The sequence below is a fragment of the Mycetocola sp. Y442 genome (genome assembly GCF_056898615.1).
In genome coordinates this window covers 330,273-345,530 of record NZ_JBXHBV010000003.1, presented here as the reverse complement: position 1 = coordinate 345,530, position 15,258 = coordinate 330,273, and the positions used below count along the sequence as shown (strand labels likewise).

Here is a 15,258-nt window from a genome sequence, read left to right as displayed (position 1 = left end):
CACCGATGGCGCGTGGCTCAAACTTTTGGTCGATCGAGTTTTGGTCGATCGCGGTTGGTTGTTGAGGTCGGTTGTCGAGAAGACGCCGTCGCCCGGGCACCAGCGGCCCCCTTACCATTGAACCCATGGTGAGCATGGCTGAATCGTTGGAACGCCTGTCGGAACTTGCCGCGTCGCCGGTCGTGATGAAGGTGGCATCCGCGTTCTCCGCAGCCGGATTTGAACTCGCGCTCGTCGGCGGTCCGGTGCGGGATGCCATGCTGAGCCGCCCGGTCACCGACCTCGACTTCACCACGAACGCGTCGCCGGATGAGATCCTCGCGGTTACCAAACCCGTTGCAGACGCGCAGTGGGACATCGGCCGCGACTTCGGCACCATCGGCGCGCGAGTGACGGCGAACGGTGTGACCGAGACCGTGGAGATCACCACCTATCGCGCTGACGCCTACGACGGTGTAACCCGCAAGCCGGTCGTCGCGTTCGGCACCAATCTCGAAGACGATCTTCACCGGCGCGACTTCACGGTCAACGCCATGGCGTTCCGGGTGCCCGAGAAGATCCTCGTCGACCCGCACGGCGGTGTTGAGGATCTGCTCGCTGAAACCCTGCGGACCCCGAGTGCCCCAGAGGTCAGCTTCGGAGACGACCCACTGCGGATGCTCCGTGCCGCACGTTTCGCCGCCCAGCTGGGGTTCTCCGTTGAACCGGCGGCAGCCGCGGCGATGAGCGATATGGCTGACAGCATCCGGATCGTGTCTCCCGAACGGGTGCAGGGGGAACTGTCGAAGCTGTTGCTCACCGACAAGCCGAGGGCGGGGATCGAGCTCCTCGTCGACACCGGCATCGCGGAGATCGTGATCCCGGAGATTCCCGCGCTGCGGCTGGAGATCGACGAGCACCACCACCACAAAGATGTCTACCAGCACTCGCTGACTGTGCTCGAACAGGCCATCGATTACGAAAAGGCGCGGCATCCGGGCGAGGCGCCGGACCTCACGTTGCGACTCGCGGCCATCCTGCACGACATCGGGAAGCCCGCAACCCGTCGGCTCGAGCCCGGCGGAGCTGTGAGCTTCTACCACCACGACATGGTGGGCTCGAAACTGGCGAAGAAGCGATTGACCGCGCTCCGGTACGACAACGACACGGTGAAGGATGTTTCCCGGCTCATCGAGCTTCACCTCCGGTTCTTCGGCTACACCGACGGGGCCTGGACCGACTCCGCGGTGCGCCGTTACGTGCGGGATGCCGGCCACTTGCTCGAACGGCTGCACATCCTCACCAGGGCCGATGTCACCACCCGAAACCGCCGCAAGGCAGACCGCCTCGGATTCGCTTACGACGACCTCGAAGCCCGCATCGCCGACCTGCGCGAACGCGAGGAGATGGAATCCGTTCGTCCGGATCTCGACGGCAACGATATCCAGCGGATTCTGGGAATCAAGCCGGGCCGCGAGGTGGGCGAGGCCTACAAGTGGTTGCTCGAGCTGCGCCTCGATGAGGGACCGCTTGGCGCGGAAGAAGCCGAACGTCGTCTTCGTGAGTGGTGGGCTCAGCGGGACGCGAGTTCGTGAGCGGCGGGGCAGCGACGGCACTCGACCTGAGAGCACTCGCTGAGCCGGTGACCGGCCCCGAACTGCGCTCATTTCGTCACACGTCCATCGCTGCCGGGGTGCCGAGGCTGGACCCGACAGCGCCGAGCCTCCGGGGATGGCTGACCGTCATCGGCATGGCCGTGTTCGGCGTTGCCAGTGCCCTTGTCGGCCTGCTGATCCTCGTCGAGGGCGTCAGCGTCGAAAGTGTCGTGGTCGCCCTCGTCTCAGCGCTGATGGTCTTCGGTTCAACGCTCATCGTCGGGCGATTTCGCTGGCCGCGATGGGGATCACGGTTGTGGCGGGACCGGTTCCGGATCGCCCGCTTCGCCGAGCAGAATGGCGCCAGGTACACAGTGGTCATGCCAGCGCCACAGCTGGCCGGGATGCTCTTTTCGCGCGGCGACCGGAGGCGCGCGTCCGACGTCGTCGACTTTGGTGAGCAGTCACGGTGGAGCGTCGGTAATCTCTCCTATCTGAGGAGTCTTCCGAAGGGTGGTGCTGAACAGCACGTGTGGGGTTACGTCGAGGTCGACCTGCCCCGACGGTTCCCGCATATCGTCCTTGACTCACTGTCCAACCACGGTTTGCGCGGGCGCGAACTCGAGAACCCGTACTCGGGGCAGGGCGCCATCGCGCTCGAGGGTGACTTCAGCCGTCACTTCCGGATGACCTGTCCGCCCGGATACGAGCGTGACGCGCTCTACCTGCTCACCCCGGACCTGATGGCCGTCCTCATCGATGAAGGCCGGGACTTCGACATCGAAGTCGTTGACGACAGGCTTTTCCTTTACCGGCCACGGCCGTTCGCCCTCGCTGAGCCCGCGGAGTGGGAGCGCATCCAGCGGATCATCGGCACTATTGCCGAGGGCGCGTACAAGCGAACCGTGAATTATCGGGACGAGCGCGTCGGGGACGTCAGGACGGACATCGTCGCCGATGGCGGGAGACGGCTGCCGACGCCGAACCTCACGGTGATTGTTCTCGTCACGTACGCGGTCTGTGTCATCGCCGCTGTCGTCGCGGGTATTCTCGGCGGCTGAGGGCCCTGCAGCGCTCAGACTCCCTGCAGCGCTCAGACTCCGTGCAGCGCACAGCGTCCGGCTGTCAAGCCCTTTTTACTCGGGTGTTCCGCGCCTATTTTGGGTGTCGAGAGCGTACTCAACGCAGCGTACGCATGTCAGGAGAATCTCATGCGCATCACCACCGCCGAGCGAATCGACACAGCGACCACATTCGGTCGCAAACCGAAGACGGCAACCTGGCTTGTTCATATCCAGCTCGAGAGCGACAAGGTGGAACGGGATGTTGAACTTCACCTCAAGCACGCCGGGCAGGACGTTGAGAAAGTGCTCCTTAACGGCATGACTATCGGATTCGTCCACCATGTCGAACCGGTGTACGTCGCGCTGACGGGTCCTGACCTCGCGCGGGCCGTCGAGGTTTCTCAGAAGCTCACTCTCGACGGGAGCATCCGTTCGCTCCTCAACACAGTGTCACCGGAGAAGCTCGGCGCGCACTGACCCGCAGAAAGCCCCTGTTGCTGGCCTCATCGCGCGCGTAGTGTCTGCAGAATGACTCACTCACACGACCCGGACGACCGGGTGAAGCCAGCTATTCCAACGGAGGAATACGGCTCGGACGAGAAATTCAGGACCGCCGACAAATCTCAGGCAGCGAACGGTGCAGATTACACAACGACCGGTGACCCCATCGAGGATCCGGAACACCTCGCCGAAGAAAACCAACTTCACGCCACGGTGGGAAATCCGCTTTCGGGCACCGATGCGGTCGACGACGACGTTGACCGGACGACGCCGGGAAATCCGATCTCGTCGGTGGAACACGACGTCGAGGAAGATCTGCCTCACGCGACGCCGGGTAATAACCCGGTGATCCCCGAGGACTGACGCCGCAGCATCCGTCGTGCGCGGTCGGGGTGACCCCGATGCAGCATTTACGATTGACGGATGCCCGAAATACTGCTGCAAGGCGCGTCCGCGCCCAGCCGCAGGACAGATCACGGCAGCCCTCCCCTGCCCAGCCGCAGGACTCATCGCGGCAGGAGCAACGTCGCCGCGTACTCGATGCTCGCACCGAGCCTCTTCGGCCTCGCCGCGTTCCTTGTGCTGCCGATCCTCGTGGTGTTCTGGTTGAGCTTCCAGAGCTGGGATCTGCTCTCCCCGATAACGCCGGTCGGTTTTGCGAACTACGGTGACGTGTTCAGTGACCCCACGTTTTACAACTCGCTCGCCGTGACGCTGTTCTTCGTCGTGATCGTGATTCCGGTGCAGACGGTGCTCGGCGTCGTCGCCGCTTCGCTGCTCACCCGCGGGCTCCCCGGGTCACTGTTCTTCCGAACCATTTACATTCTCCCGTGGGTATGTGCCCCGCTCGCTCTCGGCATCGTCTGGCGCTGGATCCTGGCGCCCACCGATGGCCTGCTCAACGACCTGATCGGCACACGCATCGAGTGGCTCAGCGATCCCGCGCTTGCGCTCCCATCCGTTGCCGCCGTGGTGATCTGGTCAAACGTCGGCTACATCACCCTGTTCTTCATGGCGGGACTGCTCAATATCCCCACTCAGATCCTCGACGCTGCGCGCATGGACGGGGCGGGTCCGATCGCCACGTTCTTCCGAATCAAGCTGCCGCTACTCAGGCCGACCACCTTCTTCGTGCTCGTCACGAGCGTGATCAGCGTCTTCCAGTTGTTCGACCAGATCTACGCGCTCACCGGCGGTGGTCCGTTCGTCGTGACGGATGCCGGTACGTACGGCAGGACCGACGTCGTCGCGTCCCGCATCTACAGCGAGGCTTTCTCGACCTTTGATCTCGGGCACGCCGCCGTCATGGCCGTTGTGCTTCTGTCCGTGCTCGTCGTCATCACGCTTGGCCAGCAGCTCTACTTCGGCAAGAGGACGACCTATGACCTCTCCTAGCCGCATCATCACCACCATCGGCGCCTACCTGATCCTCATCGCGGCCGCCATCGTCACGCTCGGGCCATTTGTGCTCAGCGTGATGACCGCATTCAAATCGCCGCGCCAGTTCGCGAGTGAGGATTCACTCACCGTGCCGGCTCCGTTCGCGTTCGAGAACTTTGTGACGCTGCTCACCGGGCCAGCCGAATTCGGGAATGCGATCCTCGTGACGGTCGCCGTGACATCCGTCATCGTCATATTCCAGCTGGGGTTCTCGGTGCTCGCTGCATATGCCTTCGCCCGCATCGACTTCGTTGGCCGCCGTGTGCTGTTCTGGGTCTATCTCTCCGGCCTGATGGTCCCAAATATTGTGCTCGTCATTCCGCTGTACCTGATGATGGTCGAACTCGGACTTCGCAACACGTTCTGGGGACTGGTTCTGCCGTTCATGTTCGGTAGCCCGTATGCGATCTTCCTGCTCCGCGAGTATTTCCGCGGCATTCCCAATGACCTCGTCGATGCCGCGAGGATCGACGGGGCCGGGCACTGGCGCATCCTCCGCAGCATCATCGTTCCCCTCTCGAAACCGATTCTCGCGACACTTACCCTCATCACCATCGTCAGCCAGTGGAACAGTTTCCTCTGGCCCCTCGTCATCACGACGGGACCGGACTGGAGGGTCATCACAGTCGCAACTGCTAGCCTCCAGTCTCAGTACAACGGCAATTGGACCCTCGTGATGGCCGCGACGACGCTCGCCCTGGTCCCGCTGGTCGTGCTGTTTTTGGCCTTCCAGAAGCAGGTCGTCCGCTCCATCACGATCTCCGGATTCAAGTAAAAGAAAGACCACCCGAAATGGCTCAGCGTTTTCTTCAGTTTGCGGCAGTCGTCGCCGCGTCCGCCCTCGCACTCACCGGTTGTGCGGCAGGCAGCCCTGACGACGAAAAGACGACAGTGTCGTTCCGGCTCTGGGACGACACCGTGGCCGAGGCCTATGAGGAATCCTTCGCGGCGTTCGAGAAGCAGAATCCCGAGATCGACGTCGAGATCAACATCGTCGGCTGGGGCGACTACTGGACCAAGCTCCGCACCGACATCGCCGGCAAGACGATGGATGACATCTTCTGGGTCAACAACTCCTACTTCGGCGCATACGCCGATTCGGGAAAGCTCGTGAACGTCGACGACGTCCTCGGCGACGACGCCAGCGCCGAGTGGGAACAAAGTGTTGTCAACCAGTTCACCCGCGACGGCAAGCTGTGGGGAGTTCCGCAGCTGTACGACGCCGGAGTGGGTGTCTACTACAACAAGGCGCTTCTTGACGCTGCGGGAGTGACCCCTGAGTCCCTCGCCGACCTCACCTGGTCCCCGGACCCGGCCGCGGACACCTACCTGCCTGTCGCGAAGGCGCTGACCCTCGACACAGCCGGAGTCTCGGCCGCTGACCCCGCGTTCAACGGGGCGATCGCGCAGTACGGCACAAACGTCGGTTACGACACCCAGGCGATCACGCTCCCGTTCATCGGATCGAACGGCGGTGTCTACCAGGAGGGCGACGAGTTCGCCTTCACGGATCCCAGGACGGTCGAAGCTGTCAGTTACCTCGTGAACGCCATCAACGTTGCGAAGGTCGCGCCGTCAGCCGCTGACACCAACACCAACAGCGACTTCAGCCGTGACGCGTTCCTGCAGGGCAAGGTCGCCATGTTCCAGTCGGGCCTCTACAACCTCAAGAACATCGCCGACGGCGCGGAATTCGAGTGGGGCGTCGCGCCGATTCCCGCCGGGCCTGCTGGCCGTGTCTCGGTGACGAACGGCGTCGTCGTCGCTGGCAACGCGGCATCCGAGAAACAGGATGCCATCGCGGAGGTCCTCGCCTGGCTTGGCTCGGAGGAAGGTAACGGGTATCTCGGTACCTCGGGTGCAGCCGTGCCCGCTGTGAAGAGCGCGCAGGCTGGTTACTTCGACTTCTGGGACGGCGAGAACGTCTCGGTGGACCCGTTCTTCGACGTGATCGACGAGGCCGATCCGATTCCCGCTCCGACCGGACCCAACTACGGCAAGGGATTCGAGGCGTTCGACCCGATCTTCCAGGAGATCTTCAAGGGAACGCTCGACGTGAAGGCCGGTCTGAAGCGGGCCGAGGACGCGGCGAACGCGGCGATCGCGGGCTAGCTCTCCCGAGCCCGCCCCGCGCGTTGCCCCACCCCGAGAACATCACTTCCGGCCGAGGCCATCAGTTCCGCGGGGTGTTCTCGACCGGAACTGATGTTCTCGTGCCTACCGGCGTGCCGACTGGGGCAGGCCAGCCTCGCGCAGCGCCGCGGTGAGAAGCCGCGGGCTCAGCGCGGCATCCCACAACCACCTGACCATCCCGTTGCCGGTGCCGCGCATCAGATCCTCGCGCCGTTTCTCAGCCCACACGATCTCTTCGATGCTCGTGCCGCCGGTCATGGATGCCCGCGAGTACTTGACGTAACCGTCGAACTCGCCGAGCAGTCGAAACGCTGGCCAGCCGAAGTCAGCGAACCAGGTGGTGCCGTTCCTGTCGGTCACCGGGAACTGGAGAACAGGTGCCGGAAATCCGCACCGGTACATGGTCACCCTGCTTGCCGACTCGCCGGGTGACTCCGCGTTCGGCGACGCGAAGGTGATTGCCCGCAGGGCCCGGCGGGAGCCTCTGGCCGGCCCCAGCGCGGCGAGTCGCTCCAAAAGATCGCTCCGCACGAGCTCGGCCGCTGTCGTGTCGTCGCGGCCGCGCGCATCGCGGCCGCGCGCATCGCGACCGAGTGCGGCGTCGAGCGTGACAACCGCTGAGAGGAAGGTCGCCGATCGAGCGAGGTCGAGCATCGTCCGCGCCAGACTCGTCACGAGAGTGCCGTTGAGATCCACGACGTCAGTGTCCCCGAGCGGCGCCTGATGCCACAGAACACCGTTGCGGGACGCGCGCCGACTGCCGTCGGCCGAATAGAGGTGAACGGTGTCGGGCCAGCTGCCGATCACCGGAAGCCCCCACAGGGCAGCCGCCGACTCGTAGCCAAACACCGCGCCGCCCGCACGGGTGGCTGTGGCCGCCCGCATGCGGAGCAGGTACCTGTCCCGGTCGGTGAGTGCTGCCCAGGTATCACTCGCGACATAGGCGCCGCGGCGGAGGCCGACGACAGTGCCGGACGCGAGGCCGCGCCGAAGCGCCCTCCCGTCGCCCCCGATCAGTTCGAGGGAGCGGGTGAGTTGCAGGGGGTCGTCGTCGCGAATCAGATCGGTCGCCATGGTCTCGAGGATGGCGCGGCTCGGCGGCGTGTAGCGAGGTTGCCGGGTAAGCGGTGGGAAGGGTGGCGGGGATGGCGGCGCTGTGGGGGACTTCTCGCGGCGCGACCGAGCCTGGAGCGAGAACATCAGCTGCGGTCGAGAACACCAGGTGCGCCGGATGTTCTCGACCGGAAGTGATGCCCTCGCGATGTCCTGCGCCGGCAGCAGCCACGGACCGAGCCATAGGATGCCGGCCCCAATAGGTAAAACCCGGCGAGATCCGGTAAGCTACTCAGGTTGCCCGTATGTGAACACTCTGTTCCCGTCCGGTCAACGATGCTAGAACCCTCCTGCTGCAGATCGTCTGCAGCCGTTCGAGTCCGAAGGAGGTGGGTTAGTGACGCATCAGTATGAACTCATGGTTATCCTCGACCCCGAGATTGACGAGCGCACAGTTGCTCCCAGTCTCGATAAGTTCCTTAATGTCATCCGCAACGATGGTGGAACCATCGACAAGGTTGACATCTGGGGCCGTCGTCGCCTGGCTTACGAAATCAACAAGAAGACCGAAGGCATCTACGCCGTCGTCGACTTCACCGCGACGAGCGAAGCAACGGTCGAGCTCGACCGTCAGCTGAAGCTCTCCGAGGCAGTCATGCGCACCAAGGTGCTGCGTGCCGAAGAGGCAATCGCTCTCGTTGAGTCCGAAGGCAAGCGCGCCGAGGAGAAGGCCGCCCGCAAGGCTGCTGCCACCAAGGCCAAGGTTGACGCCAAGCCTGCCGAGCCGGCAACGGTCGAAGGCGCTTAGTCCCGATGGCTGGCGAGACCGTAATCACCGTGGTGGGCAACCTCACGTCTGACCCTGAGCTGCGTTACACGCAGAACGGGCTGGCGGTTGCCAACTTCACCATCGCATCCACTCCGCGCAATTTCGATCGCGCGGCAAACGAGTGGAAAGACGGCGAAGCACTGTTCCTGCGAGCGAGCGTTTGGCGTGAATTCGCCGAGCACGTCGCCGGATCGCTCACCAAGGGTAGCCGTGTCATCGCTACCGGGCGTCTGAAGCAGCGTTCGTACGAAACGAAGGAAGGCGAAAAGCGCACCTCGATGGAACTCGAGGTTGACGAAATCGGCCCTTCGCTTCGGTACGCAACCGCACAGGTCAGCCGCGCACAGTCCTCCGGCGGTGGTGGTGGCCGCGGCCCCGCTGCAGTCCAGGACGAGCCGTGGGCAGCAAGTGCACCGGCCGCCCCACAGGCGTTCGGTGGCGGCAACTCGAACGCAGGCAATGCGGGCAATTCCGGCGACAGCTGGAACACGCCCGGATCCTACGGCGACGACACCCCTTTCTAAACACTTCGTCCGCTGGGGCCCAGGTCCCGGCGGACACATTCACACTAAGGAAACCAAATGGCTGGAAAGTCTAGCGGCGCAAGCCGCAAGCCTGCCCGCGGTGGCAAGGGCGGCAAGCCGCTCGCTCCCGCGAAGGCAATCCGCGTTGGGGTCATCGACTACAAGGATGTCCCAACCCTTCGCAAGTTCATCTCCGAGCGTGGAAAGATCCGCGCCCGCCGCATCACCGGTGTTTCCGTCCAGGAGCAGCGCCTCATCGCCCGTGCAGTCAAGAACGCACGCGAGATGGCTCTTCTTCCCTACGCCGGCTCAGGCAGGTAAGGAACACTCACATGTCAAAACTCATCCTCACGCACGAAGTGACCGGTCTCGGCACTCCTGGTGACATCATCGAGGTCAAGAACGGTTACGCACGTAACTACCTGATCCCGCAGGGCTTCGGCATTGCGTGGAGCCGCGGTGCTGAGAAGCAGGTCGAGCAGATCAAGGCCGCACGCGCAGCGCGCGAACTTGCCACCCTCGAAGACGCTCAGTCCCTCAAGGCTGCCCTCGAAGGCACCAAGGTCAAGCTCGCCGTCAAGGCTGGCGCTGAAGGCCGTCTCTTCGGTTCCGTCAAGACAGGCACTGTCGCTGACGCGGTCGCCGCAGCTGGCCTCGGCCAGATCGACAAGCGCAAGATCGAGATCCTGTCTCCGATCAAGTCCGTCGGTACGCACGAAGCTCGGGTCCGCCTGCGCGAAGACCTCAGCGCCGTCATCACCCTCCAGGTGGTTGCTGCCAAGTAGTACAACGCGATGCGGGGTGACGGGTCAAAAGCCCGTCATCCCCTCTCGAATAAGCGGCTGAGCCCTCACGGGCTCAGCCGCTTTTTCGCGCCGTAAACATGAGGATTTATTCGACTTCTGTATGGATGCCTCTAGCCCTGTTAGCCGAAATGTCAAGTTATTTGTGCACAGGTTTTCGGCGGCGCGCCAACGTTCAACACAAACTCTAAACAGGTCGAAGTGCACACATGTGGAAACAGGATTTGCCCGGTCAGGAGCTATTTATCGGGAAAAAGTATTTCCCTTTCCACAGATCTATCCACACCTTGTGCACACACCGCCCGGCGTTTCGCCCACTTTATTCACAGAGTTATCCACAGGCGCATTTGTGCCGGGGGAGTGGCGCTCCTAGTGTGTAGCAGCGCAGGTTTTTATCGGGGCGCGCCAGGCGGTTCATCCCACCAATGTCGGTGGTCGATGATCTGCTGTAACTGAGCATGAAAGTCATGAGCTGTCCCCGCCGGACGGGCTGAAAAGCCAGAGGAGGAACGAGTGTCGATCGCTCATCTCGGGCTCAACGACCATCAGTCGTCGGGCGAACGACCGGAGCAGCGCGCTGAGCGGACCCCACCTCACGACCTGCTCGCTGAGCAGTCCGCTCTCGGTGGAATGCTCCTCTCGAAAGACGCAGTGGCTGACGTCGTCGAGTCGGTGCGCGGTGTTGACTTCTATATCCCCAAGCACGAAATCATCTTCGACGCGATTCTGTCGCTGTATTCCCACGGCGAACCGACGGATGTCATCGCCGTCACCGATGAACTGATCAAGACCGGTGAGCTGTCCCGTGCGGGCGGCGCTGATTACCTGCACACGCTGACGAGCCTCGTACCGACCGCAGCCAACGCAGGCTTCTATGCCTCGATCGTCGCAGAACGGGCGCTGCTCCGTCGCCTCGTCGAGGCGGGAACCCGCATCGTGCAGATGGGTTACGCGGGCGAGGGTGAGGTCCTCGACCTCGTCAACACCGCCCAGGCCGAGATCTACGGCGTGACCGGGTCGACGACGGCCGAAGACTACGTGCCGCTCAACGAAGCCGTCGGAACCGCGTTCGAAGAGATCGAAGCGAACAACGGCTCAGACGGCAAGATGGTCGGCACGCCGACCGGGTTCGCCGAACTCGACGACCTCACCAACGGCTTCCACGGTGGCCAGCTCATCATCGTGGCGGCCCGACCTGCGCTCGGTAAGTCGACCCTCGCGCTCGACTTCGCGCGCGCGGCATCGATCGGAAACGACCAGCCGTCGATCTTCTTCTCCCTGGAAATGGGGCGGAGCGAAATCGCCATGCGGCTCCTCTCAGCCGAGGCATCCGTGCCACTTCAGAGCATGCGTAAAGGAAACGTCGACCAGCGCGACTGGAACAAACTCGCGGCTGTGCGTGGGCGGATCAACGACGCCCCGCTCTACATCGACGACAGCCCCAATATGACGCTCGTCGAGATTCGCGCCAAGTGCCGCAGACTCAAGCAGCGCGTCGGACTCAAGCTCGTGGTGATCGACTACCTGCAGCTCATGACGTCCGGAAAGCGTGTTGAAAGCCGCCAGCAGGAGGTTTCCGAGTTCTCGCGTGCACTGAAGCTTCTCGCGAAGGAGCTCAAGGTTCCCGTCATCGCGCTTTCGCAGCTGAACCGTGGACCCGAGCAGCGTGCTGACAAGATGCCGGCGATCTCCGACCTCCGTGAGTCCGGTTCGCTCGAGCAGGATGCCGATATGGTCATCCTGTTGCACCGAGAGAGCGCCTACGAGAAAGACAACCCGCGAGCAGGTGAAGCGGACCTCATCGTCGCCAAGCACCGTAACGGACCTACGCGAACGGTCACCGTGGCGTTCCACGGCCACTTCTCGCGGTTCGCCGACCTCGCGCCGGCCTAAGCTCCGGCCGAGTCCCGCGTTCTTCTACGCCGCGTAGACTAGAGGTATCCCCCTCACGCTCCACCACGAAAGAGGCGTTCTCCTTGGCCAGTTCCGCCGCTGCTGCACCACGCGGCTCCGTCGACTCGACGTCGCGGTACTGGATCTTCCAGGTGCTGAGGGCGGTACCAGCGGCGGTCGCGGCCGCAGTCATCACGTTCAGCGTCGACCACTCGGCTCCCCTCGGTCTGACGGTCTTTGGCGCATTCGCCGTGGTCACCGGCCTGATGGCCGTGGTGTTCGTGCCACGGGTCCTCGCTGACGATCGGGGCTCGCGCCTCAACTTCCTCCTGAGCGGAGTTGTCAGCCTCTTCGCCGGCGCGGCCGCTCTGTTCCTCGCCGGAACCGGCACATCCGCGCTGCCCGGTCTCTTCCTCACGGTGATCATCTGGGCGCTGCTCACCGGCGTTCTCGAGCTCTACAGCGGCTTCCGCCTGCGCGGGCGATCGCCGTTCGCGCGAGACTGGATGACTGTCGGCGGGGCCACAGTGCTCCTCGGCATCGTCTACCTACTCGTGCCGCCGGGATTCGACCAGCACTACACCGGGCCTGACGGCGTCGACCGCAGCCTCACAGCATCCATCGTTACGGTGGGGGTCTTCGGCGCTTACGCCGCGATCGTCGCCGTGCTCCTCATCATTGGCGGTTTGTCGCTCAAATGGGGAACGGACGGCGCCGGGCGTTCGTCTACAACAGGCACTACGGAGTCACAATCATGAGCACACCACAGCCACCAAGCCGTCGCGAGATTCTCAAACCAGTCGAGTTGCTTGTCTTCGCTGCGGTCGCTGGAATCTTCACCGGCCTCGTGACCCTCATGGTGACCCGCGACATCTCCTTTGCGCTGATCGGGTTCGGTATCGCGTTCATCGTGACGCTCGTCTTCATCGCCATGTTCGCCCTCACGGTCAAGCCCGACGACATGGAGAAGAAAGACATTCACGACCAGGACACCGGGCACTGACTCTCGGGCGGTAATGCCCGAACTCTGGCAGTCGGGCTCTGGCAGTCGGCTTCTAGCAATCGGGTTCTGGCAGTCGGCTCCTGACCAGCGCCCGCTAGCTTGCTGGCACGGTCCGCGGATGCCAGGTCAGGCGTGTTCCAGGACGCAGTCCGGCCCCGGATAGACGAGGCTCTCGTGGCCATCGTCAAACCGGATGTAATAGGGCGGTGCGCCGTCCGGGCCACGCACCTCGAGGATCTGTCCGTGCCGTTCCGGCGCTCCGACGCTCTGGCCCCGAATGACAATCCGCTGTCCGGCTGTTGTCTGCATGATCGCCTCCCGATTTCAGGGTACGCGCGGTGTGCGAAACGCGGAAGGGTCGACGCGTGGCACTTGTCGAGCACGCGCCGAGAACATCAGTTCCGGTCGAGAACATCGGTTGCGCGTGATGTTCTCGACCGCTTCTGATTTTCTCGCGGTTACGCGGGCGCTACGCCAGGTAGTCGACGAGCTCGTCGGCGAGGCCCGTGTAGTGCGCGGGGGTGAGAGCGAGCAGGCGCTCCTTCGCGTCGACGCCGATGTCGAGCGTCGATACGAACTCGATCAGGTCGTCACGGCCGATGCGCTTGCCCCTGGTGAGGTCCTTGAGCAGGGCGTACGGGTCGGTGATCGTCGAGCGACCGGCGACAACCTCGGCGCGGATGACCGTCTGGATCGCCTCGCCGAGAACCTCCCAGTTGGCGTTGAGGTCCGCAGCCAGCACCTCGCGGTCGAGGTCGATCTCACCGAGACCGCGGGCGAGGTTGTCGAGGGCGAGCAGCGAGTGCCCGAGCCCGACACCGATGTTGCGCTGGGTCGTCGAGTCGGTGAGGTCGCGCTGCAGCCTGGAGGTGACGAGGGTTGCGGCGAGCGAGTCGAGCAGGGCGCTGGAGAGTTCAAGGTTGGCTTCGGCGTTCTCGAACCGGATTGGGTTGATCTTGTGTGGCATCGTCGACGAACCCGTGGCACCGGCCTGCGGGATCTGCCGGAAGTAGCCCATCGAAATGTAGGTCCAGATGTCGGTTGCGAGGTTGTGCAACACCCGGTTGGCGTGCGAGACGCGACCGTAGAGCTCCGCCTGCCAGTCGTGCGATTCGATCTGGGTGGTCAGCGGGTTCCAGACCAGTCCGAGCGATTCGACGAAAGCCCGGGACAGAGCCGGCCAGTCCGCTGTCGGATCAGCGACGGTGTGAGCGGCGAAGTTGCCTGTCGCGCCCGAGAACTTGCCGAGGTATTCGGTGCCGTCGATCTGCTTGGCGATGCGTTCGAGCCTGAAGACGAAGACCGCGAGCTCGTGCCCCATGGTGGTTGGCGTCGCCGGCTGTCCGTGTGTGCGCGCCAGCATGGCATCCGCCCTGTGCTTCACGGCCAGCGCCTGCAGCGTGTCGATGGTGACCCGCAGCTTCGGGAGCCACACCGCCTGAACGGCGTTCGATACGGTGAGCGCGTACGCGAGGTTGTTGATGTCTTCGCTCGTGCAGGCGAAGTGCGTCAGCTCGGCGATGGAGTCGAGGCCGAGGGAGGCGAGCCGGTCGCGCACGAGGTACTCGACGGCCTTCACATCGTGGCGTGTGACCGCTTCTTTCTCGGCGAGCCAGTCGATCTCGGCTTGTCCGAAGTAGAGGTACAGCGAACGGAGCGAGAAGATCTGCTCTTCGCTGAGCGGTGCGGATCCGAACATTCCTGCACCGGTCAGGTAAATGAGCCATTCGACCTCGACCTGCACCCGCGCCCTGTTGAGGCCGGCCTCGGACAGGTACTCACCCAGCGGGCTCACCACAGAGGAGTAACGGCCATCGAGCGGGCTGAGTGGCTGGGCGGGTAGTGAGGTCATCGGGTGGCTCCCTGTCGGATTGCGGGTTCGATCTGGCGAAAAAGTTGACGGATCGCCCCCTCAATCATGCCCAATACCCGATCGAACATTTCGTCATCCGCGTAGTAGGGGTCGGGAACGTCGGTCAATTCGCTGCGTTCTGCGTCGAAACTGAGCAAAAGCGCGATCTTTCCGCGGTCCGTCTCGGTCGGCGCCCACGCCCGAAGGACCCGATCGTGGGTGCGGTCGAGGGCAACGACCAGGTCGAGCTTCTCGAACCAGTCCGGGTTGAACTGCTTCGCCCGGTGCCGTGCGCCGTCGTAGCCGTACTTACGGAGCGCGGCGATGGTGCGGGCATCTGCCTGTTCGCCGACATGCCAGTCTCCGGTTCCGGCGGACACCGTCTCCACGTATCGGCTCAGCCCGGCCTGGCGCACGAGGTGCTGGAAGACGATTTCGGCCATCGGCGATCGGCAGATATTGCCTGCGCACACGAAGCACACCCGGAAAGGTTGCACCTCGGTCGGGTCCGGGTCGGAAATCATTCCCCTATTCTGTACTGCTCGAGGCTCAGGCGGGAGTCCCCCAAACCCCTTCACAAACCCCCGAA

At 63.6% G+C, this 15,258-nt stretch carries 18 protein-coding genes; 14 read left to right on the top strand and 4 right to left on the bottom strand.

Features of this window, described 5'->3' with window-relative positions; translation table 11 throughout:
* The first annotated feature begins 125 nt into the window (after positions 1–125).
* The 7 genes from AC1X6S_RS13205 (at position 126) to AC1X6S_RS13175 (ending at position 6,691) form a co-directional block, all read left to right on the top strand.
* Positions 126–1,574: a CCA tRNA nucleotidyltransferase gene (locus AC1X6S_RS13205; RefSeq protein WP_483406210.1), complete on the top strand. Its 1,449-nt coding sequence runs from the start codon at positions 126–128 to the stop codon at positions 1,572–1,574.
* Positions 1,544–2,635, top strand: coding sequence for a hypothetical protein (locus AC1X6S_RS13200; RefSeq protein WP_483406209.1), 1,092 nt, complete (start codon positions 1,544–1,546; stop codon positions 2,633–2,635). Before AC1X6S_RS13205 ends, AC1X6S_RS13200 begins: the two co-directional genes overlap by 31 nt.
* 150 nt (positions 2,636–2,785) lie before the next feature.
* Entirely contained in the window at positions 2,786–3,115 is a 330-nt protein-coding gene (locus AC1X6S_RS13195) for a hypothetical protein (RefSeq protein WP_483406208.1), read from the top strand.
* A 51-nt stretch (positions 3,116–3,166) separates the two neighbouring features.
* Complete coding sequence (locus AC1X6S_RS13190; RefSeq protein WP_483406207.1) at positions 3,167–3,502, top strand: hypothetical protein; 336 nt, start codon at positions 3,167–3,169, stop codon at positions 3,500–3,502.
* A gap of 60 nt (positions 3,503–3,562) precedes the next feature.
* Positions 3,563–4,534 carry a carbohydrate ABC transporter permease gene (locus AC1X6S_RS13185; protein ID WP_483406206.1) on the top strand — a complete coding sequence of 324 codons (972 nt, stop codon included), beginning with the start codon at positions 3,563–3,565 and terminating at the stop codon, positions 4,532–4,534.
* A complete protein-coding gene (locus AC1X6S_RS13180; RefSeq protein ID WP_483406205.1) occupies positions 4,521–5,354 on the top strand; it encodes a carbohydrate ABC transporter permease in 834 nt (277 codons plus the stop codon). The genes AC1X6S_RS13185 and AC1X6S_RS13180 overlap by 14 nt, the downstream gene beginning before the upstream one ends.
* 17 nt (positions 5,355–5,371) lie before the next feature.
* Positions 5,372–6,691 (top strand): ABC transporter substrate-binding protein, encoded by a 1,320-nt coding sequence (locus AC1X6S_RS13175; protein ID WP_483406204.1) that lies wholly within the window; start codon positions 5,372–5,374, stop codon positions 6,689–6,691.
* Positions 6,692–6,796: 105 nt separating this feature from the next.
* Here AC1X6S_RS13175 and AC1X6S_RS13170 read toward each other — a convergent pair whose 3' ends face one another.
* Positions 6,797–7,786, bottom strand: a complete 990-nt coding sequence (locus AC1X6S_RS13170; RefSeq protein WP_483406203.1) for a hypothetical protein — start codon at positions 7,784–7,786, stop codon at positions 6,797–6,799.
* Positions 7,787–8,162: 376 nt separating this feature from the next.
* Between AC1X6S_RS13170 and rpsF the strand changes: the two genes are divergently transcribed.
* From rpsF to AC1X6S_RS13135, 7 genes are all read left to right on the top strand, one after another.
* The gene (gene rpsF, locus AC1X6S_RS13165) at positions 8,163–8,573 is read left to right on the top strand and encodes a 30S ribosomal protein S6 (protein WP_121659358.1); all 411 of its coding nucleotides are present in this window, start codon (positions 8,163–8,165) and stop codon (positions 8,571–8,573) included.
* A 5-nt stretch (positions 8,574–8,578) separates the two neighbouring features.
* Positions 8,579–9,118, top strand: a complete 540-nt coding sequence (locus AC1X6S_RS13160) for a single-stranded DNA-binding protein (protein WP_483406202.1) — start codon at positions 8,579–8,581, stop codon at positions 9,116–9,118.
* A 57-nt stretch (positions 9,119–9,175) separates the two neighbouring features.
* Complete coding sequence (gene rpsR / locus AC1X6S_RS13155; protein WP_108392326.1) at positions 9,176–9,439, top strand: 30S ribosomal protein S18; 264 nt, start codon at positions 9,176–9,178, stop codon at positions 9,437–9,439.
* A gap of 11 nt (positions 9,440–9,450) precedes the next feature.
* Positions 9,451–9,903: a 50S ribosomal protein L9 gene (gene rplI, locus AC1X6S_RS13150; RefSeq protein WP_483406201.1), complete on the top strand. Its 453-nt coding sequence runs from the start codon at positions 9,451–9,453 to the stop codon at positions 9,901–9,903.
* A 531-nt stretch (positions 9,904–10,434) separates the two neighbouring features.
* Entirely contained in the window at positions 10,435–11,814 is a 1,380-nt protein-coding gene (dnaB, locus tag AC1X6S_RS13145) for a replicative DNA helicase (protein WP_483406200.1), read from the top strand.
* Between the two features lie 83 nt (positions 11,815–11,897).
* Positions 11,898–12,572, top strand: a complete 675-nt coding sequence (locus tag AC1X6S_RS13140) for a DUF308 domain-containing protein (protein ID WP_483406199.1) — start codon at positions 11,898–11,900, stop codon at positions 12,570–12,572.
* The gene (locus AC1X6S_RS13135; protein WP_483406198.1) at positions 12,569–12,817 is read left to right on the top strand and encodes a hypothetical protein; all 249 of its coding nucleotides are present in this window, start codon (positions 12,569–12,571) and stop codon (positions 12,815–12,817) included. The genes AC1X6S_RS13140 and AC1X6S_RS13135 overlap by 4 nt, the downstream gene beginning before the upstream one ends.
* Before the next feature lie 126 nt (positions 12,818–12,943).
* Here the strand turns inward: AC1X6S_RS13135 and AC1X6S_RS13130 are convergent, their stop codons facing one another.
* The 3 genes from AC1X6S_RS13130 to AC1X6S_RS13120 all read right to left on the bottom strand — a co-directional run bounded on the left by AC1X6S_RS13130 (position 12,944) and on the right by AC1X6S_RS13120 (position 15,193).
* The gene (locus tag AC1X6S_RS13130) at positions 12,944–13,126 is read right to left on the bottom strand and encodes a DUF1918 domain-containing protein (protein ID WP_483406197.1); all 183 of its coding nucleotides are present in this window, start codon (positions 13,124–13,126) and stop codon (positions 12,944–12,946) included.
* 160 nt (positions 13,127–13,286) lie between these two features.
* Complete coding sequence (gene purB, locus AC1X6S_RS13125; protein ID WP_483406196.1) at positions 13,287–14,669, bottom strand: adenylosuccinate lyase; 1,383 nt, start codon at positions 14,667–14,669, stop codon at positions 13,287–13,289.
* On the bottom strand, positions 14,666–15,193 hold the full coding sequence (locus tag AC1X6S_RS13120; protein WP_483406195.1) for a low molecular weight protein-tyrosine-phosphatase: 528 nt from the start codon (positions 15,191–15,193) through the stop codon (positions 14,666–14,668). The genes purB and AC1X6S_RS13120 overlap by 4 nt, the downstream gene beginning before the upstream one ends.
* Between the last annotated feature and the right edge of the window lie 65 nt (positions 15,194–15,258).

What these genes read in the sequence shown, in the direction of transcription:
- AC1X6S_RS13205 (WP_483406210.1), top strand. Translation starts at nt 126, where the DNA reads ATGGTGAGCATGGCTGAATCGTTGGAACGCCTGTCGGAACTTGCCGCG.
- AC1X6S_RS13195 (WP_483406208.1), top strand. Translation starts at nt 2,786, where the DNA reads ATGCGCATCACCACCGCCGAGCGAATCGACACAGCGACCACATTCGGT.
- AC1X6S_RS13190 (WP_483406207.1), top strand. Translation starts at nt 3,167, where the DNA reads ATGACTCACTCACACGACCCGGACGACCGGGTGAAGCCAGCTATTCCA.
- AC1X6S_RS13185 (WP_483406206.1), top strand. Translation starts at nt 3,563, where the DNA reads ATGCCCGAAATACTGCTGCAAGGCGCGTCCGCGCCCAGCCGCAGGACA.
- AC1X6S_RS13180 (WP_483406205.1), top strand. Translation starts at nt 4,521, where the DNA reads ATGACCTCTCCTAGCCGCATCATCACCACCATCGGCGCCTACCTGATC.
- AC1X6S_RS13175 (WP_483406204.1), top strand. Translation starts at nt 5,372, where the DNA reads ATGGCTCAGCGTTTTCTTCAGTTTGCGGCAGTCGTCGCCGCGTCCGCC.
- AC1X6S_RS13170 (WP_483406203.1), bottom strand. Translation starts at nt 7,786, where the DNA reads ATGGCGACCGATCTGATTCGCGACGACGACCCCCTGCAACTCACCCGC.
- AC1X6S_RS13160 (WP_483406202.1), top strand. Translation starts at nt 8,579, where the DNA reads ATGGCTGGCGAGACCGTAATCACCGTGGTGGGCAACCTCACGTCTGAC.
- rpsR (WP_108392326.1), top strand. Translation starts at nt 9,176, where the DNA reads ATGGCTGGAAAGTCTAGCGGCGCAAGCCGCAAGCCTGCCCGCGGTGGC.
- rplI (WP_483406201.1), top strand. Translation starts at nt 9,451, where the DNA reads ATGTCAAAACTCATCCTCACGCACGAAGTGACCGGTCTCGGCACTCCT.
- AC1X6S_RS13135 (WP_483406198.1), top strand. Translation starts at nt 12,569, where the DNA reads ATGAGCACACCACAGCCACCAAGCCGTCGCGAGATTCTCAAACCAGTC.
- AC1X6S_RS13130 (WP_483406197.1), bottom strand. Translation starts at nt 13,126, where the DNA reads ATGCAGACAACAGCCGGACAGCGGATTGTCATTCGGGGCCAGAGCGTC.
- purB (WP_483406196.1), bottom strand. Translation starts at nt 14,669, where the DNA reads ATGACCTCACTACCCGCCCAGCCACTCAGCCCGCTCGATGGCCGTTAC.
- AC1X6S_RS13120 (WP_483406195.1), bottom strand. Translation starts at nt 15,193, where the DNA reads ATGATTTCCGACCCGGACCCGACCGAGGTGCAACCTTTCCGGGTGTGC.